The sequence below is a fragment of the Paenibacillus alba genome, assembly GCF_013204855.1.
In the GTDB taxonomy this organism is placed as follows: domain Bacteria; phylum Bacillota; class Bacilli; order Paenibacillales; family NBRC-103111; genus Paenibacillus_E; species Paenibacillus_E alba.
Genome location: NZ_JABMKZ010000005.1, coordinates 49126 through 73926 on the forward strand (window position 1 = coordinate 49126; position 24801 = coordinate 73926).

General features: G+C 46.5%; 18 protein-coding genes and 2 pseudogenes. 12 read left to right on the top strand and 8 right to left on the bottom strand.

Features of this window, described 5'->3' with window-relative positions:
* Positions 1–104: 104 nt before the first annotated feature.
* Entirely contained in the window at positions 105–1100 is a 996-nt protein-coding gene (locus tag HQN90_RS09175) for a YqhG family protein (RefSeq protein ID WP_173217495.1), read from the bottom strand.
* Entirely contained in the window at positions 1097–2890 is a 1794-nt protein-coding gene (locus HQN90_RS09180) for a DEAD/DEAH box helicase (RefSeq protein WP_173217496.1), read from the bottom strand. Before HQN90_RS09180 ends, HQN90_RS09175 begins: the two co-directional genes overlap by 4 nt.
* 260 nt (positions 2891–3150) lie before the next feature.
* On the opposite strand from HQN90_RS09180, the gene HQN90_RS09185 reads away from it, so the two are divergent.
* Positions 3151–3990 carry a lipoate--protein ligase family protein gene (locus tag HQN90_RS09185; protein WP_173217497.1) on the top strand — a complete coding sequence of 280 codons (840 nt, stop codon included), beginning with the start codon at positions 3151–3153 and terminating at the stop codon, positions 3988–3990.
* A gap of 66 nt (positions 3991–4056) precedes the next feature.
* Here HQN90_RS09185 and dat read toward each other — a convergent pair whose 3' ends face one another.
* Positions 4057–4884: a D-amino-acid transaminase gene (dat, locus tag HQN90_RS09190; protein ID WP_173217498.1), complete on the bottom strand. Its 828-nt coding sequence runs from the start codon at positions 4882–4884 to the stop codon at positions 4057–4059.
* Between the two features lie 369 nt (positions 4885–5253).
* Between dat and HQN90_RS09195 the strand changes: the two genes are divergently transcribed.
* On the top strand, positions 5254–7812 hold the full coding sequence (locus tag HQN90_RS09195) for an adenosylcobalamin-dependent ribonucleoside-diphosphate reductase (protein ID WP_173217499.1): 2559 nt from the start codon (positions 5254–5256) through the stop codon (positions 7810–7812).
* A 379-nt stretch (positions 7813–8191) separates the two neighbouring features.
* Here HQN90_RS09195 and HQN90_RS09200 read toward each other — a convergent pair whose 3' ends face one another.
* The 3 genes from HQN90_RS09200 to HQN90_RS09210 all read right to left on the bottom strand — a co-directional run bounded on the left by HQN90_RS09200 (position 8192) and on the right by HQN90_RS09210 (position 10797).
* Positions 8192–9172: an NAD-dependent epimerase/dehydratase family protein gene (locus tag HQN90_RS09200; protein ID WP_173217500.1), complete on the bottom strand. Its 981-nt coding sequence runs from the start codon at positions 9170–9172 to the stop codon at positions 8192–8194.
* 14 nt (positions 9173–9186) lie between these two features.
* A complete protein-coding gene (locus HQN90_RS09205) occupies positions 9187–9744 on the bottom strand; it encodes a TetR/AcrR family transcriptional regulator (RefSeq protein ID WP_173217501.1) in 558 nt (185 codons plus the stop codon).
* Positions 9745–10170: 426 nt separating this feature from the next.
* A complete protein-coding gene (locus HQN90_RS09210; RefSeq protein ID WP_079412491.1) occupies positions 10171–10797 on the bottom strand; it encodes a TetR/AcrR family transcriptional regulator in 627 nt (208 codons plus the stop codon).
* Between the two features lie 221 nt (positions 10798–11018).
* Here HQN90_RS09210 and HQN90_RS09215 point away from each other — a divergent pair.
* The 8 genes and pseudogenes from HQN90_RS09215 to HQN90_RS09250 all read left to right on the top strand — a co-directional run.
* Positions 11019–11261, top strand: a pseudogene (locus HQN90_RS09215) (glyceraldehyde 3-phosphate dehydrogenase NAD-binding domain-containing protein); the annotation flags it as partial.
* A 161-nt stretch (positions 11262–11422) separates the two neighbouring features.
* Positions 11423–12787 (top strand): cytochrome ubiquinol oxidase subunit I, encoded by a 1365-nt coding sequence (locus HQN90_RS09220; protein ID WP_173217502.1) that lies wholly within the window; start codon positions 11423–11425, stop codon positions 12785–12787.
* Positions 12787–13800: a cytochrome d ubiquinol oxidase subunit II gene (locus HQN90_RS09225; RefSeq protein ID WP_173217503.1), complete on the top strand. Its 1014-nt coding sequence runs from the start codon at positions 12787–12789 to the stop codon at positions 13798–13800. The genes HQN90_RS09220 and HQN90_RS09225 overlap by 1 nt, the downstream gene beginning before the upstream one ends.
* Positions 13801–13842: 42 nt before the next feature.
* Entirely contained in the window at positions 13843–15609 is a 1767-nt protein-coding gene (gene cydD / locus HQN90_RS09230) for a thiol reductant ABC exporter subunit CydD (protein WP_173217504.1), read from the top strand.
* Positions 15606–17333 (top strand): thiol reductant ABC exporter subunit CydC, encoded by a 1728-nt coding sequence (gene cydC, locus HQN90_RS09235; RefSeq protein ID WP_173217505.1) that lies wholly within the window; start codon positions 15606–15608, stop codon positions 17331–17333. The genes cydD and cydC overlap by 4 nt, the downstream gene beginning before the upstream one ends.
* A gap of 123 nt (positions 17334–17456) precedes the next feature.
* Positions 17457–18638 (top strand): MFS transporter, encoded by a 1182-nt coding sequence (locus tag HQN90_RS09240; protein ID WP_173217506.1) that lies wholly within the window; start codon positions 17457–17459, stop codon positions 18636–18638.
* 174 nt (positions 18639–18812) lie between these two features.
* Positions 18813–19325 carry a response regulator gene (locus HQN90_RS09245; protein ID WP_173217507.1) on the top strand — a complete coding sequence of 171 codons (513 nt, stop codon included), beginning with the start codon at positions 18813–18815 and terminating at the stop codon, positions 19323–19325.
* A gap of 53 nt (positions 19326–19378) precedes the next feature.
* Positions 19379–19927 carry a DUF420 domain-containing protein gene (locus HQN90_RS09250; protein ID WP_173217508.1) on the top strand — a complete coding sequence of 183 codons (549 nt, stop codon included), beginning with the start codon at positions 19379–19381 and terminating at the stop codon, positions 19925–19927.
* A 242-nt stretch (positions 19928–20169) separates the two neighbouring features.
* Here HQN90_RS09250 and HQN90_RS09255 read toward each other — a convergent pair whose 3' ends face one another.
* Together HQN90_RS09255 and gap are read right to left on the bottom strand one after the other, a co-directional pair.
* Positions 20170–20328, bottom strand: a complete 159-nt coding sequence (locus HQN90_RS09255; protein WP_173217509.1) for a hypothetical protein — start codon at positions 20326–20328, stop codon at positions 20170–20172.
* Positions 20329–20369: 41 nt separating this feature from the next.
* A complete protein-coding gene (gap, locus tag HQN90_RS09260) occupies positions 20370–21380 on the bottom strand; it encodes a type I glyceraldehyde-3-phosphate dehydrogenase (RefSeq protein WP_173217510.1) in 1011 nt (336 codons plus the stop codon).
* Positions 21381–21670: 290 nt separating this feature from the next.
* Between gap and HQN90_RS39885 the strand changes: the two are divergent.
* Positions 21671–22039, top strand: a pseudogene (locus HQN90_RS39885) (TetR family transcriptional regulator C-terminal domain-containing protein).
* Between the two features lie 377 nt (positions 22040–22416).
* Complete coding sequence (locus tag HQN90_RS09265; RefSeq protein ID WP_246362182.1) at positions 22417–24471, top strand: methyl-accepting chemotaxis protein; 2055 nt, start codon at positions 22417–22419, stop codon at positions 24469–24471.
* Positions 24472–24801: the final 330 nt, after the last annotated feature.

The window sequence follows — 24801 nt, forward strand, 5'->3', positions numbered from 1 at the left end:
CCTATCGCCAAACTCTCAATTGTATGAATCTATTGTAATGCTTATGCTATAAAAAGATTGTTAGAACCTGGAACCGTAATTATGCGATGTTTTAGCGACATGCGTCAGTTCCTGGGTGTACGACTTGCATTCAGATGAAACAATCCGCAATTGATGACAGAAACGGCAATACGCGGTTTATGCTGCCAGTCGATTTCTTGCAGCCGATTGCGGCATTGGGCTTCAATTTCATCGCGCTGCTCCGGCTCTGCACCTAGCAAAAGACCGTTATAATAAGACTCTACGCGGTCGATTTCACTGCGGTGCTGCTCATTGGCTTCGTCTGCCCAGCTGTGATCATAGGTGCTGATTTTACGCTCCAGCGTCATTTCTAGGGCGTTCACCGCTTTCGACAAGGAGATCGTATCGGGCAAAATATGACTGTTCGCGGGCAGTTTTGGCGAAAGGCTTTTGGTTAGCAATTGTTTATGAAAATGCTCGCGAATTTCGCCGCTATTGAGCTGGATCGCCAGGGAATGAATTTCGCTTCGTTTACGATCGCAAGCAAGCTCAACCTTGTAATTCAAGCAGAGCCAGGTATCATAGACGAGTGCTGCATGATAAGTGGCCCCGGTCGGGAAAGGTTCCTCGAACAAATGAACGAATTTCCCTCGTTCCCGCACGATCGTGAAGATCTGATCCAACCGTCTGCTCCCGAAAGTAACTTCATCCTGAGGAACACGCGTTGTTATAGTCGTAGGAACGAAGCCAAAATAGCGGCCAAGAATGCTGTCCGAGCTCCCATCAGGAGCCCCCGGCATGGGGCTGCCGCCAGAGGCAGGCGGCCCTGCTGCTGGCGGAGGTTTGACAGCGGTCGCCGTCGCCTTCGGCTTGGCCTCGAGCTTCATCTGTTCTGGATCGAAGATGAATTTATACGTCATGGTTTCCGCCGGCGCCCCGGTACGCTCGACAAAGCTCCAATAATAGGGACGTCCTGTCATCTCACGATCCGCTTCCGGGGAGAGCTTCGCCGTGACATACGCAGGAGACTTCTCGATAATTGTGCAATTATAGGCTTCCAGAAAACGCAAAACGAATGTATGAATATTTCGCTTGTTCATGGACGTACCTCACCGATCTCCGAGCCGCTCGCGGCGTTCAGAATGCCTTGAAAGGCAATTCCCTGCAAAGGGTCATTTTCTTCCACTTCCGATTTGACTTCGATAATAGTATCCGCCAGCTGATCCATCTTCTTGCGAATGTCGTCTTTGGATCGCGATTCCATCACCATCCGGAAAAGGGATGTTTCAAGCGAGCCTTTCTTCTCAATCTTCTCCAAGATCGTATCCAACTGCCCGATTACCATCTCAAACATGTTGATTTTCTCATGCAGCAAGGAAAGAATGTGTTCTTCAATCGTGTTGTTCGTAGACAAATTATAAATATTGACATCATGCTGCTGCCCCAGACGGTGCACACGCCCAATCCGTTGTTCTACCCGCATAGGGTTCCAAGGCAAATCGAAGTTAATCATGTTATGGCAAAACTGGAGGTTAATTCCCTCGCCACCGGCTTCAGTAGCAACGAGCACTTGAACGCGATTTCGGAATAAATCCATCATCCAATCCTTCTTGCCGCGATTCATTCCGCCTCGATAAGGGACAGCCGTGATCTTGTGTTCTTTCAAATAATTGAGCAAATATTCTTGAGAAGCGCGGTACTCCGTGAAAATGATGACCTTGTCATTAATATCCTGAACAAGCTTCATCGTGGTTTCCGCTTTGGTATTGGCTTTAATACTGCGGATGAGCTCAACGAGCTCCCATATTTTGGGCCGTACGGGAGAATCCTCGGCAGTTTTCTTAAACAAGTTAACAAGCGTAATGAAAACGGCGTCTCTGGAGCTGCAGACTTCACGCTGCAGTGTAATGAGCGAGAGCATGCTGCTCAGATCGCCTGCGCTTTCCTCGTACCGACTGCGTACGAAGTTCGTGACCCCATCATAGAGCGCTTGTTCATCGTGAGATAACGTGAGCGGAATATTTTTGACAACACGTTTGGTGTAGTGAACACCACCGTCTCCCCGACGGTTGCGAATCATGACCTTGGATAGCTCTTGCTGAAGCTGAACCTCGTTTTTTGGTGTTCTTTTGCCAACGACATAATTGGACTTGAAGCTGCTTTGAATGCCAAGTTGACCTGGCTTCAGCAGCGTAATTAGGTTATATAATTCTTTCAAATCGTTCTGCACCGGTGTTGCGGTTAAGAGTAGGCAATATTTTTTGCGCAGCTCGTTCACGAAAGTGTAGTTGGTTGTTTTCTTGTTTTTGAGTTTGTGGGCTTCATCCACAATGAGCATGTCATATTCAAGACCCATCACAATTTCGCGGTGCGGGTCCCGCTTGGCCGTATCCATCGAGGCCACAATGATGTCGCTTTGCTGCCACATATACGCTTTCTTGTGAGCGACCGCAGGTATGCCGAATTTGGAATTTAATTCCCGAACCCACTGAAGCACGAGGGAAGCAGGGACCAGAATAAGCGTTTTGCGGACCAAGCCGCGGATCATGTATTCTTTTAAAATTAAACCGGCCTCAATCGTTTTCCCTAATCCCACTTCATCGGCCAAAATGGCGCGGCCCCGCATTTCATTCAGCACACGCTTCGCGGTATCAATCTGGTGGGCCATCGGCTCCAGCTGTCCGAGATGGACAAGACACTGCATTTCGTCAAACGTAGAAATAAGCCTCGATTCTTCCGATTCGTAAGCTAGTTGATATAGCGTCCAGTCGTCCCATGGACCTCCTCCACGCATACGATGATCCAGTTCAGTTAACGAGTCCCTCTCAAAGTGCATGTCAAGCTGATGATGAATAGGGCGAATGTTCTCTTGCTGTTCATGTTGTCGCATGGATGTGCCCTCCTGAAAGCTGGGAATGAGAAAACTTGAAGAAATGCTTGGAAAAATGACTTGAAAGCAGCAAATCGCTGCCGAATACGTGTTAGTATGTCCAGAAGAGGGGCTTTCATAACTTTTTCCATGTAAGAGTTTTACTCATCGCCTAAACTTGCATCTCGCAGATAAGTCCTGGATTTCGTAAGTGAGGATGAATTTATGGTATGATATAGCTTGTCTTTGGATTGTAATGTAAGAAAGGGTGACCGACGGAGATGACGGCATGGCGATTTATACATACAGGAGATCGTTCTCCTGCTGAAAATATGGCTTTGGATGAAGCAATACTGACTGCGCATAGTGAGGGCAAGGTGCCCCCTACGGTACGTTTCTATGGATGGAACCCGGCAACGCTTTCGATTGGTTATTTTCAAAAGGCGGCAGAAGTAGATCAAGAAGCAGTAGCCAAAGAGGGGATTGGCTTCGTCAGACGTCCAACCGGAGGCAGAGCGGTACTGCACGACAAAGAACTGACGTACAGCATCATTGTTGCAGAGGATTATCCGGGAATTCCCCGGAATGTGACAGAAGCTTATCGTGTGCTGAGCGAGGGGCTTTTGCAAGGATTTCGTGCGCTTGGCCTTGGCGCTGAGATGGTGCAGTTGGCCAGTGATGAAGAGAAGGAGAAATATGCTTCGGCAGGATCAGCCGCATGCTTCGATTCCCCTTCTTGGTATGAGCTGGTCGTTGAAGGGCGCAAAGTAGCTGGGAGCGCGCAGGTGAGGCAGAAAAATGTCGTGCTCCAGCACGGCTCCATCCTACTGGATATGGACACGGACCAACTATTCCGCATGCTGCGATTCTCCAATGACAAAGTAGCAGATCGCATGAAACAAAGCTTTCTCAAGAAAGCTGTTGCCATCAATGATTTGCTTCAAGCTGGGGGAAAAGAGCCGGTAACGTTGCCTCAGGTGGAAGCAGCTTTTTGTCGTGAAATAGCGCTAGGATTGGGCGTAGAGCTTGTCGAGTCGACGTTGACACCTTACGAACTGGAGCTAAGTGATCAATTGGTTCGTGAGAAATACGGCACAGAGGAATGGAATTTGCGTAGATAACGAGAAAAAGAACCTTAGAATCCACAATTGTGGTTTCCAAGGTTCTTTTTTGTGAAAGAGAAGGGTTTAGGCAAACGTGCGCTCGAATTCACGCTGCAAAGTTTGCGTAAGTGGACCGGGCGATCCGTTAGCAATTGGTTTTCCATCGATCTGAAGGATGGGTGTTATCTCCACAGTTGTTCCTGTGATAAAAGCTTCGTCAGCCAAGAGCAGCTGTTCCGTTGTAAAAGCTTGCTCTTTGACGTTAATTTTGAGCGAATGAGCTAATCTTAATACAACTGCTCGTGTGATGCCATGCAAAATCAAATGGTTGGCAGGATGCGTGTAAAGCACATTGTCCTTAATCATCATGATGTTCGAGGCACTGCATTCGGTTACGATTCCGTCTCGATGTAGAACGACTTCTTGTACACCATGATCGAGTGCGGCTTGCTTAGCCATCGTATTAGGCAGTAGATTCAATGTTTTGAGATCACATCGGAGCCAGCGAATATCCGCAAGCGTGATTGCCTGAATGCCTTGCTGCATGGCAGAGACAGGTCTTGGGACTGTTGTGCAGTAGGCCAAGAGAACCGGCTCAGCATGTGTTGGAAACGGATGTGCGCGAGGCGCCTCGCCACGGGTGATTTGTACATAAACCGTACCTTCGACAAGTGCGTTTTTGTGTACAAGCTCAGTCAGGATTTCACCGATCTTGTCGCTCGTATAAGGCAGCTCAAGGCGAACCTCTGATGCTGATCTTTGCAGTCTTTGCATGTGGGCTTCTTGCTCGTAAAGAGTTCCCTGATAAACTCGGAATACCTCGTAAATACCGTCTCCGAAATAGTAGCCACGATCATCCGGCGAGATCTGTATGTCATTCTTGGGCAAGAACTGATTTTTATAAAAATACATGTCATCATCTCCTTAAAATAAAAAGGAACAAATGTTCTAATAAATCCAACATTGTGGTATCCTATCTATAGGTTAGCAGAGGAATTCCTCATCGTCAAAATGTGCGGCACCGAAAACTGGATTCATAGAATCAAACCAGTTATTTGCTAGGTATTCATGTGAAATAAAGAGCATTTCCAAGCAACAATCAGATAATTAGATAAGGGCTTGTATTTAGCGAGGAATTTGCTTGATTAGCTGTTAGATGATCAATATATAGTGTTGTATAATGGTTATATGACACCATATGTTGTGATTTTACATAAACTTCTTAGTGGAACCATCATTTTAATCGCGGTTGAATTTGTAGCTTATTAGGAGGTAGTCGTAATGGGGATTGCAAAGTCAATTAACAAGCTGGATGGGTTAAGTGAGAAAATATTTTTGGACCGTTATGCACTGAAAAATGCGGATACGAGCCTTGCCAAAGTGGGAGATACCGTTCTCGTACTGACGAAGGATGATCCTAAGTTCCCCGCCAAAGAAGTGGGGGAAATCATCAGCCGAGAAGGAAACATCGTGAAAGTGAAGACTCGCAGTGGCGAAACCGTAGCCTCATCAGTCGAGAAGCTTACGCTCAATATAGAAAAAACACCGGAAGAAATGTGGGACCGTTTGGCAGGGGCGATGGCTTCGGTGGAGGGTACGCCTGAGAAACGTGCAGAATGGTCTGATAAATTCAGATATATTTTAGATGATTGGAAGCTTGTGCCTGGAGGGCGGATTGCTGCTGGTGCAGATGCCAGTGATGAATTGACGCTCTTTAACTGTTATGTCATTCCTTCTCCTCACGATAGTCGTGGGGGCATTATGAGTACATTGACGGAAATGACAGAAATTATGTCGCGCGGCGGTGGCGTAGGCATCAATTTGTCCTCGCTGCGACCACGGCGTTCTGTGGTGAAGGGGGTTAATGGTTCTTCCAGCGGAGCGGTGTCATGGGGCGGGCTTTTCAGCTATACCACCGGTTTAATTGAACAAGGCGGGAGCCGTAGAGGCGCTTTAATGCTGATGATCAATGACTGGCATCCGGATCTTGAAGATTTCATTACCGTGAAATCCACAATGGGCCAAATTACGAACGCGAATTTATCCGTTTGCGTCAGCAATGGCTTTATGAAAGCCGTGAAGGAGGACCTGGATTGGGAGCTGGTCTTCCCGGATACAACAGACCCTGATTATAACGACAAATGGGACGGCAACTTAGATGCATGGAAAAAGCTAGGCAAAACCGTTAAGCCTTATCGGACTGTCAAAGCACGTGAAGTCTGGCACACGATCATGGAGTCAGCTTGGAAATCGGCTGAACCCGGTGTGGTCTTCTTGGAATACTACAACCAGATGTCCAATAGCTGGTATTTTAACCCTATCATTTGCACGAATCCATGTGGGGAGCAGGGCCTGCCGGCGTGGGGCGTTTGCAACTTATCTGCGATAAATCTTTCGAAGTTTTATGATGAGCAGAAGCATGATGTGGACTGGGCGGATTTGGCCACAGTTGTTCGTTATTCGACGCGTTTTCTTGATAACGTGATTGACAAGACGCCCTACCATTTCGAAGAAAATCGGGTAAATCAACAAAGTGAACGCCGCGTAGGTCTTGGCTCTATGGGACTTGCTGAGCTTATGATTAAATTGAAAATCCGTTACGGCAGCCCGGAATCACTCGTATTTCTTGATAACATATACAGCTTCATGGCCAAAGAAGCCTACCTGGCCTCAGCGGAAATTGCCGGTGAAAAAGGGTCTTTCGAAGCTTTTATAGCGGATAAATTCCTGGAAAGCGGCTTTATGAAAAACATGACCAAAGTATTTCCTGAGGTTGGCGAAGCCATTAAGATACAGGGGATGCGCAACGTTACCGTGATCACTCAAGCACCTACCGGCAGTACCGGAACGATGGTGGGGACATCGACGGGAATTGAACCTTATTTTGCCTTTGAATATTATCGCCAAAGCAGGCTCGGCTTCGACAAGCAATATGTGCCGATTGCCCAGCAATGGAAAGATGCGCATCCGGATCAAGAGCTGCCTGATTATTTCGTCACAGCGATGTCTCTGAGTGCCGAAGACCACATTCGCGCGCAAGCTGCCATTCAAGCTTGGGTGGATAGCTCCATCTCCAAAACCGCGAACTGTCCGGCTGATTTCACAGTGGAAGATACCAAACGTCTATATGAATTGGCCTTTGATCTTGGTTGCAAGGGTGTAACGATCTATCGGGATGGCAGCCGTGATGTGCAGGTTTTGAGCACAAGTTCGGATACAAAGGATGGAAAGAACGAAGAGAAGTCGGAGAAAAATGAGAAATGCGAAGAGGAAAGTGACAAGCAATACAAGCGCCGACCGCAAATCTTGCGTGGGGCTACGTATAAAGTCAACACCCCGTTCGGTATGGCGTATATTACCATTAATGATATGAACGGTGCGCCGAGCGAGATTTTCCTCAACGTAGGCAAAGCAGGCTCCGATGTGTTCGCCATGTCCGAAGCACTGGGGCGCGTGTGCTCGCTGTTCCTGCGTTATGGCGACCACGGCGACAAAGTCAAGCTGCTCGTGAAGCACTTGAAAGGCATTGGCGGCTCCGGCGCCATTGGCTTCGGCACGAATCGCGTCGAGTCGATCGCCGACGCCGTTGCCAAAGCACTCGAGCAGCACGACGAAGTGATGAACGAGCAGGATGACGCGCGGAACTACGTGACCGCGACAAGCGAGGTGCTGGATGCGCCAGCTCCAGCACCTGCGGCAGCGCAGACGGGCTCGAGTCCGAGCGCCCACGCGTCCAGCGTGGCGTCGAAGGACTTGTGCACGGCGTGCGGATCGGCTTCGCTGGTGAACAGCGAAGGGTGTAAGAATTGCATCAACTGTGGGTATAGCAGGTGTAATTAGGTTGAGGGGGGCCTTGTTGTGGGGCCCTTTATTTTATTTTATTTTATTTTATTTTATTTTATTTTATTTTGAAATTCCGTAATTCTGTGAATTTCTCATTAAATCAAAAAAAATGATTTATTTCATCCCTTTAGGCTTACTGTATCACATTTATTATTTTGTTTGGTAAACCATTATTTTCACCTGGATAACCTAATGAAGCATTAATAAACCTACAATCATAGTTCATATAATCCATTCTTTTATGCACATGTCCAAAGCACCTATTTTACATAGTGATGAGAAAATAATGTTATCGAGGATTGTCTGCCATATCGACAAAAAGAGCAAGTCCAGAGAACGACTAGCCGGCGATTGTCGTCGTTCGCTCTCCAAAGCACTATCGCCCAGTAGATGGTTCCTCATAGCTTTGCAAGCCGGCGTCGCGCAAAGTTCTTCCGACATAGCCCAACTCTCGACGTGCAGCGGCATCGTTGACTGTGAACTCACGCCCGATCATGCGTATCATCGAGCGTGAGATCGGCGGATCGCCGTCTTTCCGCGTGACGGCCCAGATAGTGTCGAGCAGCCTGCCAATGGCAGAGGCAAGCCAGTAGGGCATCGAACGCAGCTTATCGATGGACAGGCCCTGCAAGTTCGCGAGCGAGGAGACGAACTCACGGAAAGTCTGCCCTTCCTGGTCTTTGATGAAGAAGGCATGACCGCCTTCTCCGCGTTCAAGAGCACATTGTATGGCTTCGACCACATTGTCCACGTGGCAGGTTGCAAAAGCGTAGTCGCCGCGGTCGATGAAGGCGAACTGTCCAGATCTGACTGCTTCGGGAAGCGCTCGACTAAACGGATCACCAGGCCCCCAGATAGCCGGTGGGCGGAGCGCGATGGTGCGAAAGCCGGGTTTGTTGGCTGCCAGAACCAATGGCTCGGCCCGTGCCTTGCTTGTCAGGTAGGCGGAGAAGTGGTTCGGGAAAGTTGGCGCGCTTTCATCGGCGTCGCGGATGGGCGTACCGCCATTATCCATGAGGATCCCTGCCGCGCTGATGTAGACGAATGTCTTCGCACCGGCGGACTCAGCTGCCTTCAACAAGGCTACGGTGCCATCGACGTTGGTACGGAAGAAGGGTTCGCGAGGCCCTGAGAAGCGGAACAGGGCGGCCGCATGCACAACCGCATCAATCACCGGCAATATGAGTGGCGTGTTGCTTTCGAGATCGGCATCGACTGGCGTCGCACCCATGGACTTGAGTTTGGCGTGAGATGATGTGGAGCGTGTGAGAGCGAAAATCTCGTGACCGTCCTCCACGAGCTTCGGGATCAGGCGGCCGCCGAGCAGACCGGAGCCTCCCGTGACGAGAATTTTCATTGTTTTCGTCCTTTCTATTCGGGATTTAGGATGGACCGTATGGCGCCCTCGCGGATTTGCTCCAGGACCTCAGAAGTGGGTGGCACCACCTTGCGTAGCCGAGCTGTGACGTAAAGTAGGGATGCAGCATTCGCAGACGCCCACATGAGATCGGCAGCCACTTCCACCGTTGGCCTGAGTCGGCCCTCAGCGGCGATGGCCGCGATGCGTTGGATCAGGAGCGCAAAGGCCTGCTCGGCGGCGGGAATATCAGCGTCGTCGAGAACGCGGCTCATCATCACCGCGTAGAGCCGTGGGCGAGCCGCCGCGAAGCGCACGTAATCGTCCCAGCCCTCGCGCAGCGCCATCACCGGATCGGAGGATTGGGTGGCAGTTCTTTTGCTTTCGAGAAACTGTGCAAATGCTTCCGTAATGGCGGCGCTCAGAAGCCCGTCGGCGCTGCCGAAGTGATGGTACAGCGTTGGTGCGGTCACCTTCGCAATTGCGCAGACGGAGCGTGTCGAGAACTGTGCCTCGCCCTCTTCCTCGAGAACTTGTAAAGCCGCATTGAGCAGAGTGTCGTGTGTATTCATGTGACCAATATAGCACAGCTATATTGGTATGTCTATAGCGATGCTATATTGGTGCCGATACCCTCCTGACATACGATAAAACCCCAGTTCCCGACGTGACTGCATCCGTTTCCCGCACGGACGCTGAAAATTCCTCTGGATTCAGATGGTTATGGCAAACATAGAGTGCTCATTTTTGCCGAGAGCTCCCGCCATCAAAGTCTTGCACAGTATGGCATGCCGAAGGTGGTTGGCCCGTAGAAGCGGCGTTCTCTATGCGGCATGCTGGTGGCTGACATCTTCCGGCAGCCGCCTATACCGGGAATGGATTCGATAATCTGATACTCTATTCTTCGTATTCCTTTAAGAAGTTCACTTCGAACCACTGCCTAAATTGATCCGGAACCCTCTTCAATAGATCGATACCATCTTTGTTATCTAAATAATCTAATGCCTTTTGTGTGTTTCCTTGAAGGAAAAGGTCTTTAAGCAGCATTGCTGCAAATAGGACGAGAAGATTGAAATATTCATTAGCATGTGCTTGTTATCCCCATCCAATTTGCTGAGCAAAATGCCTCCTTCCAACAAGGAAAATGCAAATGAAGCAAGCGCATCCGAATCCAGATCTCCCTTAAACTCCCCAGCTTTAATCCCGTCACGAATAATACTTTTCATTATATCCAAGAAGGTATGCAGCCCCTGCCTTGCCCGGTCACGAAGCTCCGAATGAGTATCGTCACTTTCTACAGCTGTATTCTGCATGGGACATCCGCCAATAAATGGTGGATCGTTGACGACATCTTCATAGACACGAAAGAAAGCAATTAGCTTTCCTGACGCAGACTGCTCTTGATCGACCGCCTCAGCAAATTTTCTGCCGACCAAACTGGCAGCATAATTGTAGGCTTCAAGCGCTATCTCGTCTTTACTGGCAAAATGTCGATAGATGCCCCCTTTCTTAATTCCGCTGTCGGCAATAATATCATTTAGCGATGTACCGGCATATCCTCTCTGGTTAAAAATTTCAGCTGATTTCATAATGATATGTTCCCGTGTTCTGTCCCCTTTTTTCATGAGCTCCTCCGTATGAACCTTATTCTAATCATTTATTATAAACAAATTAGACAATTTTCCGACCTTGCCATTCACAAGAATTATGCTAATATAAAAGATACCATTCGGTACCTTTTATTATAAAACAAGACGGTCCAGAATGAAATAGCGCCGAGCTATTTTGATTTCATGAGAGGTATTCGCCTCTTTGGAATAAATAAAACTTATAGGAGGACTTGAGAGTGACTGTAAAAGTACGCATTAACGGCTTTGGACGGATCGGACGACTCGCTTTTTGCCGAATACAAGATGTGGAAGGCGTCGAGGTTGTAGCAATTAACGACCTTACGAACGCTAAAATGTTGGCTCATCTGCTCAAATATGATACAACGCAAGGCACTTTTCACGGTGACATTGAAGTCCATGACGGAACCTTCAAAGTAAACGGGAAAGAGGTTAAGGTTCTGGCTACGCGGAATCCTGAAAGGTATCACATTTGGTTCGCTCTTCGACGCCACGCAGACAGTGCCCAATTGATCCTTTCTTGAACGAATAGTGGAGAAGATGTGACCGCGATTGAACTGCTGAAGGACAGAGATATAATCAACTCAAATTACAAATCGCTTTGGAAGGGAGGCAGTAAGGAATGGGAATTGATACGGTACTATGGAGCAAGCTGGTGACAGGAATGACACTAGGGTTCCATATGATATTCGCGACGATTGGTGTCGGTATCCCTCTCATGATCGCGATTGCTGAGCTCATCGGCATCCGCAAGCAAGATCCTCACTACACACTGATGGCTAAGAGGTGGGCGCGGGGGTTTGTTATATCCGTCGCAGTCGGTGTCGTAACAGGCACGGCAATCTCACTGCAACTGGCTTTGGTGTGGCCGAATTTTATGAAGTTGGCGGGGAACGTTATTGCGCTTCCGTTATTCATGGAGGTATTTGCATTCTTTTTTGAAGCTATCTTTCTAGGCATTTATCTGTATACGTGGGATCGGTTCAAGAACCCATATATTCATTGGCTGCTCACACTCCCCATTGTCGCAGGGGCAGGCATGTCTGCTGTTTTTATCACGACTGTGAATGGTTTTATGAACCAACCTGGGGGATTTACCATGCAAGGCGGACAATTTACAGCCGTTAACCCGGTGCAAGCGATGCTGAATACGGCGACGTTCTCCAAAGTGTTCCATGTATTAAGCTCGGCTTACTTAACAGGAGCGGCTCTGCTAGCAGGAATTGCGGCCTTTACGATGCTTAGAAAAGGGGTCACTGGATACCACAAAAAAGCGTTAAAGCTTATGATGGCCGTTGTCATGTTGTTCGGACTGCTAAACACAGTAGCTGGAGATGCGTCCGCCAAGTTCTTGGCCGAGCATCAACCGGAAAAGCTGGCTGCTGCGGAATGGCATTTTGAGACGGAGAGCGGCGCGGATTTGATTCTATTTGGATGGCTTAATGCCGAGCATAAAATTATAGGCGCACTTCACCTGCCGAAGATTCTCAGCTTCCTAGCTTTTGGAAATTTTAACGCGAAAGTAACAGGTCTGAATGAATTTCCCCCAGATGAACAACCTCCGCTCCTTGTGCACTATTTTTTTGACTTGATGGCTGGCATAGGGTTTGCGTTATTGGGTATGTCCGTTCTGTATTTCCTATTTACATTATGGAAAAAACGCAATGAGCACAACAAATGGCTACTCTGTATTATTGCTTTAGGCGCGCCGCTCGCATTCCTGGGAGTCGAGCTGGGCTGGTTTTACGCCGAGTTGGGGCGGCAGCCGTGGATTTTACGAGGATATATGCGTGTAGAGGAAGCAGCGACGACATCGCCAAGCGTGAGAATTCTTTTTTTCCTCTTCCTTCTTCTCTACATCGTTTTAGGTATGGTTAGCGTTCTTGTACTTCGGCGTTTATTCAACAATAATCCGGCAGAAACTGAGATGGAGAAGTGGGCGCAGCATGCGGACGACAAGAGGACAGGGAAGGGAGCGCATGTCTGATGAGTTACGATTTGATTGGAATTTCGGTACTTTGGCTGTTTTTGTTCGGGTATCTTATTATAGCCTCCATTGACTTTGGAGCCGGTTTCTTTGCCTTTTATGCCCACTTGACCAAGCAGGACCCCCTCATAAATCGTCTGATTTCTCGTTATTTGTCACCCGTATGGGAGATCACAAATGTATTTTTCGTCTTTTTCTACATCGGCATGATCGGATTTTTTCCGGATACAGCCTATTACTATGGCTCGGCGCTGATTGTTCCGGGGAGTGTTGCGATCGTGCTGCTTGCTATTCGCGGTTCGTTCTATGCATTTGAAAACTATGGTTCCAAAAATAATATTGTCTATCTGTTTTTGTACGGCGCATCGGGTTTGCTGATCCCGGCTTCGTTGTCTGTGACGCTGGCCCTGTCTGAAGGCGGCTTTATCTTGAAGCAGGATCAGACGGTTTCTCTGGATTACTGGGCTTTATTTACCAATCCATTATCGTGGAGCATCGTTGGGTTGGCGATTGTGTCTGTCTTGTTTATTAGCGCCTGTTTTCTGGCGTTTTACGCTTCACGGGCAGAAGATCACACTGCGCTAAAGCTAATGCGGACCTATGCGCTTTTCTGGAGCACACCGGCGATTATTATCGCCCTGACAGCCTTTATCTATTTGGGGCAACACAATGAGCGACATTATCAAAATATGATGGATTTATGGTGGATGCTTGCACTTTCTGTTGCCTTTTTCATGATTGCGATGTGGCTGTTATACCGCGGTCGCCGCTATGGGCTAGCATTTGTTTGCATCATGCTGCAATTTTTCTGTGCCTTTTTCGCTTACGGGATTGGGCAGTATCCCTATATTCTTGATCCCTACATTACGATTCAGAGCAGCGTCACCTCATCCTCAATGGGCTTCGCGCTAGTTGTCGTATTTATCGGGGGCATGTGTCTATTGATTCCTTCCCTTATTTTGGTTTTCAAGCTGTTCCTGTTCGATGCGGATTACGTGAAAGGGGAAAAATAGGCCGATTACTCGCAGGTTATTACCATAAAGGAGTTGAGTTGGGTGAAGGGGAAAAGAAGCTTAATCGCTATACAGATGACTGCCCAACGCAAACGTCTCATTTACCTGGCATTCATCTCGCTCGCACTAGGCGCCGCCATTGTAAGTCAGGCTGCATTGCTGGCTGAAGTCGTCCAGCGGATCTTTGTGGAGGGAGTATCTTTTTCATCGGTTGCCCTACTGCTCGGCATCCTACTGGTCGTGATGGCGATACGTACACTGTTGTCATATGGGAACGGGACAGTTGGTTTGCAAATGGCAGCAACCGCCAAAAAAAATATGCGAGCAGCCGTGCTTCAGAATTTTACGCATGCTTCCATGCCTTCCTCTCTTCGAGGGCAAACGGGGGGAAAGGTCAGTATGGCGCTGGATGCTGTGGATGAGGCGGATAGTTATTTCAGTCAATACATGCCGCGTATGGTGGAAACGGTCATTATCCCCATTCTGATTTTAGTCGTTACGTTTACCCAACATGCCAATTCAGGGATCATCATGCTGGTTACGGCCCCGTTTATCCCGATTTTTATGATTTTGGTGGGGCTGAAGACGAAAAATAAATCAGAAGAAAAGTACGCGCAGTTGGCCGAGTTTGCCGGTACATTTCTAGATTCCCTTCAAGGGCTCGTTACGTTAAAAATATTCGGACGGGCCCGCCGTCAGCAGCAAGAAATCGAACGCAGTAGCTTAAGATACCGTGATGCCACAATGGATATTTTGAAAATTGCGTTTACGAATACCCTCATGCTGGAATCGATTGTGATGCTGAGCATCGGGATTGTTGCTCTCGAGCTGGCCATTCAGCTGCTTGTCTTCAAATCGATGTCGTTTCACACGGCCTTTTTTGTTTTGTTGCTCGTGCCCGAGTTTTACAGCTTACTAAAGAGTTCGGGCACAGCTTTTCACAATGGGCGGACCAGTATGGGGGCGATTAGCAAGGTTGAAACCATGCTCGCGGACACGAACGATAGAAACGATCTGAAGGATCAGCCGATAGGGCTCCGGACATTTCCGAAGAAGCTGTTTCCAATGCCGCCCACCATTGAACTGGACAATGTCCGGTTTCAGTATGCACCCGACTCATTTGAGCTGAATACAGGTTCGATCATAATTGGACCAGGAGATCATATTGCCCTTGTTGGTCATAGCGGATCCGGAAAAACAACCTTGCTCCATCTTATAGCGGGATTACTAAAACCGGCGTCGGGGACCATTTTAGTGAATGGAAACCCGCTTACTCAACAGAATGAGACGATATGGCTCGAACATATTAGCTACATTACGCAGCATCCTTACATTTTTGCAGGTACCTTCGCCGATAATATCGCGATCGGTGCCGGGCGGAAAGTCTCTAGGGCTGAAATTGAGGCGGCGGCTGCGGACGCGGGTCTTTCGAAGGTTGTATCCCAACTGGAGCAGGGATTTGATACCCCTGTCGGTGAAGGCGGTAGAGGACTATCCGGTGGGGAAAAGCAACGGCTTGCTGTAGCGCGGGCTTTTTTGAAGCGACCTTCCATTATTATGTTCGATGAGCCGACCGTCGGACTCGATCTTCACACCGAGAGCATCCTGCAACATTCGATTGGAACCTTGGCAAAATCGGCGACGATGATTACGGTGGCTCACCGATTGTATACCATTCGACATGCGGACAACATTTTGTTTATGGACCATGGCGTCCTAATGGGCTCGGGACATCACGACGAGCTTATGAAACGCCTGCCTGCGTATGCAGAGATGGTCGATGTCCAACGCAAAGGGGTGCCGGGATGAACGAGTTGGCTATTTTGTTCCAAGCTATGATTCGGGAGCGCAAAGATATTATTCTTTCGATTTTAGGCGGATTTGTCGCCGGTATTGCCGGTGTGATCCTCTTTTCTGCGAGCGGATATCTGATTTCGCAAACGGTGTTTGCACCTCCGCTTTATACGCTGATCGTACTTACTTCGTTGGTCAAGCTGCTTGGTTTACTTCGAGCGGTGAGTCGTTATGGTGAGCGCTTATATTCACACCGAGCGACATTCTCTATGCTTAGCCGTTTGCGATCATCCTTTTTTGCCAAGCTCATTCCCTTAACGCCAGGCATTTTAAATAAAAACCGAAGCGGGGATCTGCTTGCACGAATCGTTGGGGATGTAGAGAGTTTGCAGCACTATTTTTTACGCGTCGCGTATCCGCCGATCATTGTTGTCATGGTGTTCTTGACGACAATGCTGGCTACCGCCTCCTTTTCTTTCTGGATGGCTTGCTTGATGCTACTCGGTATGCTGGGAACCGTATTGGTCGTGCCGGGAATCGTATTGCTAGGATATCGGAAAATCAATGGGCATGTTCGCAAGCAGCGAGCGCTGTTGTCTACGGAAGTAACAGAGGTGTTGTATGGTTTCCGGGATCTTAAAGTTTATGGGCAGCTTGCGCAGCGGGAACAGCAACTTCGCCAAGCTTCTGCTACATTGGTAGCCGAGCAGCAGCGAGCGGCCGGACAACTGCTGCGTGGACAATCGATGCATGCCTTTGTCACATATCTGATTTCCTGGGGGGTGGTGGTACTTGGTGCTTATCTGATATCGGATGGGACGTTAGCAGGCGTATATCTGGCTATGCTTGTCATGGCCTCATTAACTGTATTTGAAGAAGCAGCGGCTATGGCCACGTTGCCAGCATATAAGCAAGATAGCGAACATGCAGCCAAGTGGCTGACGGAAGCAGTAATAACTCCTGCCATGCAGCCAGTGCAGCCAAGTCGTACGTTGAATACCGACCATGCCGTTTCTATTGAACTATCCGGCGTTTCCTTTCAATATGAAGGGGAGTGGAGGCCAGCGTTAAAGAACTTTTCGCTGCAAATTCCACCAGGATCCAAAACGGCGCTTGTCGGACCTAGCGGTTCGGGAAAGTCCACGCTGATTGAGTTGTTGCTCAAGCTGCGTACGCCGACGGCCGGGGATTTGCGACTGAACGGCATATCGGTACAAGAGCTGGAGGAGTCGAGCATTTGGAAAACGGCTAATGTCGTGCTGCAGCAAAGCCATTTTTTCCGGGGGACGATCCGGGATAACTTGCTCATGGATGGTGAGAATCATTCTGACGGCGACCTATTGGATATTCTCGCTAAAGTGCAATTGCCGACCATTTCGTTAACGGACCCCGTGTACGAAAAGGGAGAAAATTTATCGGATGGCGAAAAACAGCGCTTGGCCCTGGCGCGGGCCATGCTTCGCAAGGGAAAGCTATGGCTGCTGGATGAGCCGACGTCTTCGCTGGACTATGTGACAGAGCAACGTGTTTTGACGCACCTATACGAGCAGGCGTCCGAAGATACGCTTCTACTAATCTGTCACCGGCTTAACGGTTTGGAAGGAATGGACAGAATCGTCGTTATGGAGCAAGGAAGGGTGATCGAAACGGGTTCTTATTCCGAGTTGATGGAGCAAAACGGCTATTTTTATAAGATGAAACAAATTGAGTTACAATTAATCGGCGAAACGGGGGACTAAGCATTCTCTTTTTATGCGACCTTTACGGTACTGTTTTTACCCAGACCATCCATCACGTACGGAAACAGGAGAATAGCATTCCTAAGCAGTATGGTTCTTTATTGTGAAAAGGTGGAAAATCTAATGACAAAGACTAACCCTTTGCTAATTGTAATTTTGACTTTAGGAGTATTCGGAATAATCACAACAGAAATGGGGATTATTGGTGTGCTACCTCAGGTAGCACAAAAATTCCACATAACTACCTCAGCGGCAGGAATACTTGTCAGTATTTTTGCCTTGGTCGTAGCCTTGTCAGGGCCTTTTATAACCTTGCTATCTTCAGGTATAAATCGTAAATTCATTTTGTTAATATCGGTGCTAATGTTTGCGGTCTCCAACGTTGTTTATATTTTTACTATGAGCTTTAACGTAATGGTGGTATTTCGGATTATTCCCGCATTGGCGCATTCTGCTTTCTTTTCTGTAGCTCTTGTGGTGGCAGCATCATTGGTTTCTCCAGAGAAAAGTAGTCAAGCCGTGACCAAGGTGTTTACAGGTATTACAGCAGGATTTGCATTTGGGGTGCCATTGACCTCTTATCTTGCAGAGCGAATTTCAGTTGAGGTAGCATTCATGTTTGGTGCCATAATTAGTATCATAGCCTTTTTCGGCATATTGATCTGGCTTCCTTCGATGCCTGTTAAAGAAAAAATGACTTATGGACAACAACTCAATGTTTTACGTAAACCTACTCTGTGGTTAAACATTGCGTCCGTTATATTTTTATTTGCAGCTATGTTCTCTGTATATAGTTACTTTGCCGAATATCTTAGACAAGTAACACAAGTGAATGGCTCATGGATAAGCATTATGTTATTCGTATTTGGATTGGTCATGATTTTGGGAAATTTCATATTTGGAGCCTTCCTGCAGAAAAACATTGCTCTCACAACAACCTTATTTCCTTTAATCTTACTATGTATTTATATGATGCTTTATTTTTTAGGGATTCATTTTATTCCTATGTTTGTTCTAATCTTTCTATGGGGAATTGTCCATGCCGGCGGACTTATCATTGGACAAAGCTGGCTGATCATCGAATCACAGTCAGCTCCTGAATTTGGGAACAGCTTGTTTATAACCTTTGCGAATTTAGGAATAACGATTGGAACAACTATCGGTGGCTGGTTTCTTTTGCAATGGGATGTACGTCAACTTGTATGGAGTGGAATTGGATTTACTGTACTAGCTTTTCTATTGATTATTATCAGAATAAAAGTTTATGGTAAGCCTGTAGCCCAAAAGTTGAATCTGCATCCCTAATGAGCTTTTACTGCCAATTAAATATGTCTTAAAAAGATCTATAATATGTCATTGACACTGAATGGTCATATTTTTCGAGGAAAATAACTACTTCGGGCCATTCGAATAAACATATAAAACGCGATAATAGCAACAGGCATAGGGTTTAAGGTTCCATAAAGGAGTTGTGGAGGGGTGAGCCAAATCAACAGAGTGTTGCTTGCAGAACCATCGCAAGAGCATAGAGAGCGGATCAAGTACCTGCTGGAGCTGGATCCGCTCTTTGAGGTCGTAGCGGAAACTGACTGTGGAAGGGATGCGATATCACTCGCCGATTCATTAAAGCCGGAGGTTGCGCTTGTTGCGGTTGAATTACACGATATGAAGGGTACACAGACCATTCAAGAAATGAAAAAGATGAATCCCCAAATGTTAGTCGTATTGCAAGCGGAAAGCGCTGACGTTGAGTGTTTTTTTGAAGCTCTGAAAAGCGGTGCGCAAGGTTATTTGCTCAAGTCGCTGCATCCAGCTTCCTTTCACGAGTATCTGAGATCGCTCGTGATCGAGGATGCGACTCTGCCGAGAGAGCTTGGATATCAAATTTTAAAGCAATTTGTTACCGAGAATAGCCCACATGGCGTACAGCCGAAATTAATGAGTCGTACTGAGCTAAGCTCGAAAAAAAGAAATAACTTTCGTCCGTATTGATTGATCGAAAATACTGTATTGGGTACTGTCTGCAGAAGGAGCGTTTGGATCAAATGAACTCAAATGATCAACCAGCCAATAATAAAAATTATACGATTCCTATCATTGTAACGTCCTTGATTGTAAATTTTGTTATACTTCTTTTGTTTTTTTCACCGATAGGATACAAAGGAAGTATCAAATTTGATTTAGTCATCTTCCCGAGAATAAATGGAGTTTTAAATAGCTTTACGTTTATATTTTTGATATCGAGCTTAATTGCAATTTTGAGAAAAAACATTGAGGTGCACAAAGGTTTCATTCTTGCTTCCTTTACCTCGACATTATTATTTCTGGTTTCTTATTTAACATTTCACTACATGTCCTCAGAAACAGCGACATTTGGCGGCCATGGTATTATCAGACCCTTTTATTTTATTATTTTAATTTCGCATAGCATCCTTGCCGCAATAATTGTACCGCTAGCTCTATTCACACTTGTTTGGGGATGGACGAATCAAATTCAAAAGCATCGGCGCATTGCTCGATGGACAATGCCTATTTGGCTATATGTCAGTTTTACTGGAGTAGTAGTGTTTTTAATGATGGAACCATATTACTGAACAAACTCGCTCATTGAGGGGAATACTAATTAGGTATCTTGGCAGTAGGCAAAAAAATGCGACACCCGATCTGGATTTTCCAGAGGGTGTCGCATTTTTCTGCCATTGCCCCTTGTATTTGCATGCCTAACAGACCCGATTCAATGGAACAATATCAGACAACCGGCTGTAGGTGATCGAGGAGATGGCGAACATAATCGAATAACTGGTGACCGTCAATGAAACGATGGATGAGGGCAAGTTTAAATAATGCTTAAATCGTTTAACGCCAAATTAAACATGGCCGTATTCATAGTGACCAATACAATGGTAATGCAAAGCAACGTAATAATGACCCCTTCGAGGGGAAGAAGGAGCGCTTCGTTTTTCTCGACTATCGTATTGTTGAGTGCATCCTTCATCGAAGGTTCCTTCTTTCCATCTTTTGATTTTGGGAAGTTATTTACCTAGCTATTTTAGCGAAGTACTCCAAAGTGCGAACCAATTGGGCTGTATAAGACATTTCGTTATCGTACCAAGCTACGGTTTTCACCAGTTGCTGGTCTCCAACCGTAAGAACTTTTGTTTGGGTGGCATCAAAAAGGGACCCGAATGTCATACCCTTAATATCGGAAGATACGATCTCGTCTTCCGTGTATCCGTAAGTTTCTGGATCAGAGGCTTCTTTCATAGCGGTGTTAATTTCTTCAATCGTTACTTTGGTATTCAATACGGCAACCAGCTCCGTTACGGAACCTGTTGCAACAGGCACACGTTGAGATGCGCCATCCAGCCTGCCCTTCAGTTCGGGAAGAACGAGACCAATGGCTTTTGCAGCACCAGTAGAATAGGGAACAATGTTCTCTGAAGCGGCGCGTGCTGCTCGGAAGTCTCCTTTTGGATCCGGAGCGTCCAGTGTTTTCTGGTTGCCTGTAAAGGCGTGAATGGTCGTCATTAATCCGGATTGAATGCCAAACTTATCGTGCAAAGTTTTAGCCATAGGGGCTAGGCAGTTCGTTGTGCAGGAAGCACCGGAAATAACCGTTTCCGTTCCGTCCAGCGTGTCATGGTTCACGTTGTATACGATCGTTTTCATGTCGCCTGTAGCAGGGGCGGAAATGACGACTTTCTTCGCTCCCCCTTTCAGGTGAAGCTCGGCTTTTTCTTTCGTGGTGAAGAAGCCTGTACATTCGAGAACGATGTCAACCCCAAGCTCCCCCCACGGGATTTCTTCAGGGTTACGGTTAGCCAGCACCTTAACCTCTTTCCCGTTTACTTTGAAGGTTCCGTCAAGAACTTCGATGTCACCACGAAAAGTGCCTTGCGTTGTATCATATTTGAGTAGATGAGCCAACATTTTAGCATTCGTAAGGTCGTTAATTGCCACTACCTCGACGCCTTCCACATCTTGAATTCGGCGAAAAGCGAGTCTCCCGATCCGTCCAAAACCGTTAATGCCTACTTTTACAGTCATTCTCAAGTCCTCCTATAAGTTTATTTATTCCAAACAGGCGAATGCTTGTCATGAAATCAAAAGAAATTAGCTCTTCTATGATTAGCCTGTCCTACGTGCTCAAGTTTAAGCACTGAATGGATGGCTCGGCACTATTTCCTTCTGAACGGGCTTGTTGCACAATATAAGATACCGTTCGGTATCTTTATTATATCATGATTTGAGTGATTGGCAAGGTTTCAGTGTCGTGAAATTTGATATAACATTAGATTAGAATAAAGTTCATTCGGAGGAGCCCATGAAAAAAGGAGATCGGACACGAGAACACATCATTATGTGTCGTCAACAATCCACCATATATTGGCGGATGTCCCATGCAGAATACGGCTGTAGAAAGTGACGATACTCATTCTGAGCTTCGTGACCGGGCAAGGTAAGGGCTGCATAACGTCTTGGATATGATGAAAATAATTACTCGTGAGGGGATTAAATCTGGGGAGTTTAGGGGAGATCTGGATTCGGATGCGCTTGCTTCATTTGCATTTTCCTTGTTTGAAGGAGGCATTTTGCTCAGCAAGTTGGATAGAGATAACAAGCACATGCAAAAGAATACATTATCATTAATATCTCTTTTCGAGAAACAGGTACTGAGCAATTTACTCGTCCGTTGGGGGAGGTGACTTTGCTAAATAAATTTTATGGATTCTGCAACAAACCATCCTTTTCACCTCGGAGTTCTTAAAATTCTAACGAATTCTGAAACAATAAAAACGGAGCGCCGCGGTTTGCGGGCTCCGTTTTCTAATTAATTAAGGAATATCACACTTTTTTTATTATTAAGGTCATGTGAAGGATTGTACCTTTGCTCAGAATTAGTTAGTGCCACTCAATTATTCGAAATAAAATTTCACCATGAAATATTGATTTAAAATAAAATATCAAAATTTGAAGGAATCTGTCGAATCGCGGCGAATCATTAAACCAACTAATTACGTATGTCTTTTTTTTCCACAGAGTTGGGAGGCATGCCAATAGAAACTAATGGTGGGTGAGCGACTTGAAAGATGTCCTAAAGAAGTCTATTTCTTCATTCAAACAGCTTGAAAATCCGACGAAATCGGTAGGGATGAAGCTGTTCCTGATGTTTTTCGCCAGCATCTTGTTTTTCGTCATGGTTGTTGGTGCCATTTCTTACTTCGTTTCGAAAGACGTGATTAAGAACAATATGGCTGATTCCAGTCTCCAGACGGTAACGCAAGCGGGGCAAAAGCTTGATTTCCTCTATCAAAATTTTGAAGATTTGACCCTGCAAGTGATGTACAATGATGATTTGCAGAAGCTATTGGAAAAAATGGCAAAACTCGACCCCCTATCGTACAACGCTGCGGATACCAGTCGTCAACTGACGGAAAAATTGAATTTTGTCGCATTTTCCAACAAAGTCATCAAAACACTTCGCATTTACAGTTCGGATGGCAAACTCCTTGTCGGGACAGGTGGTGGAGGCTATGAATCCGATGCGAGTGTTAGTGATACCGCTTGGTTCAAGCAGATTAACGAAGCAGGCGGTAAAGCGGCTTGGCTCGATAGTAAATCAAAAGGATATTCGAGTGATTCCACCAGCACATTCGGGATTGGACGCATCATTAGTAACGCAACATCCGCCGTACTGGTCGTAGAGTTTAGCACGGATATTTTGAAAACCGAATTAGGTGGAATGACGCTGGGTGAGAACAGTTCCATTGTCATTACGAACAGCAGCAACACAAACATCGCGACACCTGATATGACTGAAATAGAAAAAACAGCTGACATCCAGCTGACGAAAGAGCAGCTTGAAGAGGAGCGAAATTCGTTTACGACGAAAGATGATCATCTAGTTACTTATTATAGGTCGCAGGTTTCCGGCTGGAATCTGATCGGAGACGTTCCGGTAAGCTCTATGGTCAAAAAGGCTAAAAAGATTTTCAACTATACGCTGATCGTTGCGTTTTTTGCAGCTATTGCAGCTCTTATGATTGGTCTGTTCGTTGTGCGCATGATCGGAAAACCACTGATTAATTTGCGTAACCTCATGCACCAAGGGGCTATGGGTAAGCTAACCGTACGCTCGAATTACACAATGAAGGATGAAATCGGTCAATTAGGCACTAGCTTCGATATCATGATGGAGAAAATCACGTTATTAGTTCAACAAACGAGCACTTCTGCCCAGCAAGTACTCGAAACGGCGGCCGAACTGACGAATTCCTCCAAAACAACAGCAAATGCTGCCCGAGAAATTGCACTCGCTACCGAAGAAATATCAGGTGGCGCCGCCGGTTTGGCCACAGAGTCAGAGCGCGGTAATGAGCTGACGCATCATATTAGCCTGCAAATGAAAAACGTGTTTGAGGCGAACTTTGAAATGGGCACAGCGGCAACGGATGTTCAAAGTTCTAGTGAACTAGGCACGAAGTACATGGCTGAACTTATTGATAAAACGAGTCTGACAGAAGAAATGATCCACTCCATGGTGAATAAAGTCGATAACTTAAAAGACAGCACAAGATCGATCCGCCAAATTCTTGATGTACTGAGCAATATGACGAAGCAGACGAATATCTTATCACTAAATGCTACAATTGAAGCCGCACGTGCGGGTACAGCCGGTAAAGGATTCATGGTTGTTGCTGATGAAATTCGTAAACTTGCGGATCAATCGAAACAGTCTATCTCTGTCGTTGGCCAAATTACAGAAAAAATTCAAGATGAAATCAACGAGACGGTGAAAGTGCTGTCCACAGCAACACCGATCTTCAAACAACAAATTCAAGCGGTGAAAGAAGCGGATACCATTTTCAAACAAGTTACGGCACACATGGGTGGCTTTATCGTACAACTCAGCACGGTCAGCGATTCCATTAGTACGCTGGAGCAGTCGCAAGAAGTATTATCCGATGCGATGATGAACGTCAGCGCAGTTGCCGAGGAGTCACTTGCTACCTCCCAAGAGGTAGCTTCCTTAAGCGTAGAACAGCTTAGCATTAGCAATGGCTTGGTGAAGCTGTCGGAACAGCTGGACCAACTATCCAATTCGCTTAACGAGACGTTATCTAAATTCGAAGTTTAAGTCATTATTGGGAGCGGATTTATCGCGGATACCACTTCCCTTCCTTTTGTCATCTGCAACAAAAACGGAGCGCCGCGGTTGCGGACTCCGTTTTCTAATTAATTGTGGATTATCACATTTTGACCTGAAAATGGAGAGCCAAATTCATTCCTTATATTTTTTTGCGGGCATATTGAACCGAGTCAGGTTATGTTGTAAGATTGGGTTAAGCGCTTAACTTGATCGTGATCGATAGGATCAATATCATCCAATCAGGGACAACAATATCATCCAAAAACATGGTAAATGAATTTTACTATGAAAGGTAAAGCGCTTAACTTCTTTTGGATG

Excerpts from the sequence above, each read along its gene's own strand:
- HQN90_RS09175 (WP_173217495.1), bottom strand. The coding sequence starts at position 1,100 with ATGAACAAGCGAAATATTCATACATTCGTTTTGCGTTTTCTGGAAGCC.
- HQN90_RS09180 (WP_173217496.1), bottom strand. The coding sequence starts at position 2,890 with ATGCGACAACATGAACAGCAAGAGAACATTCGCCCTATTCATCATCAG.
- HQN90_RS09185 (WP_173217497.1), top strand. The coding sequence starts at position 3,151 with ATGACGGCATGGCGATTTATACATACAGGAGATCGTTCTCCTGCTGAA.
- dat (WP_173217498.1), bottom strand. The coding sequence starts at position 4,884 with ATGTATTTTTATAAAAATCAGTTCTTGCCCAAGAATGACATACAGATC.
- HQN90_RS09195 (WP_173217499.1), top strand. The coding sequence starts at position 5,254 with ATGGGGATTGCAAAGTCAATTAACAAGCTGGATGGGTTAAGTGAGAAA.
- HQN90_RS09200 (WP_173217500.1), bottom strand. The coding sequence starts at position 9,172 with ATGAAAATTCTCGTCACGGGAGGCTCCGGTCTGCTCGGCGGCCGCCTG.
- HQN90_RS09205 (WP_173217501.1), bottom strand. The coding sequence starts at position 9,744 with ATGAATACACACGACACTCTGCTCAATGCGGCTTTACAAGTTCTCGAG.
- HQN90_RS09210 (WP_079412491.1), bottom strand. The coding sequence starts at position 10,797 with ATGAAAAAAGGGGACAGAACACGGGAACATATCATTATGAAATCAGCT.
- HQN90_RS09220 (WP_173217502.1), top strand. The coding sequence starts at position 11,423 with ATGGGAATTGATACGGTACTATGGAGCAAGCTGGTGACAGGAATGACA.
- HQN90_RS09225 (WP_173217503.1), top strand. The coding sequence starts at position 12,787 with ATGAGTTACGATTTGATTGGAATTTCGGTACTTTGGCTGTTTTTGTTC.
- cydC (WP_173217505.1), top strand. The coding sequence starts at position 15,606 with ATGAACGAGTTGGCTATTTTGTTCCAAGCTATGATTCGGGAGCGCAAA.
- HQN90_RS09240 (WP_173217506.1), top strand. The coding sequence starts at position 17,457 with ATGACAAAGACTAACCCTTTGCTAATTGTAATTTTGACTTTAGGAGTA.
- HQN90_RS09250 (WP_173217508.1), top strand. The coding sequence starts at position 19,379 with ATGAACTCAAATGATCAACCAGCCAATAATAAAAATTATACGATTCCT.
- HQN90_RS09255 (WP_173217509.1), bottom strand. The coding sequence starts at position 20,328 with ATGAAGGATGCACTCAACAATACGATAGTCGAGAAAAACGAAGCGCTC.
- gap (WP_173217510.1), bottom strand. The coding sequence starts at position 21,380 with ATGACTGTAAAAGTAGGCATTAACGGTTTTGGACGGATCGGGAGACTC.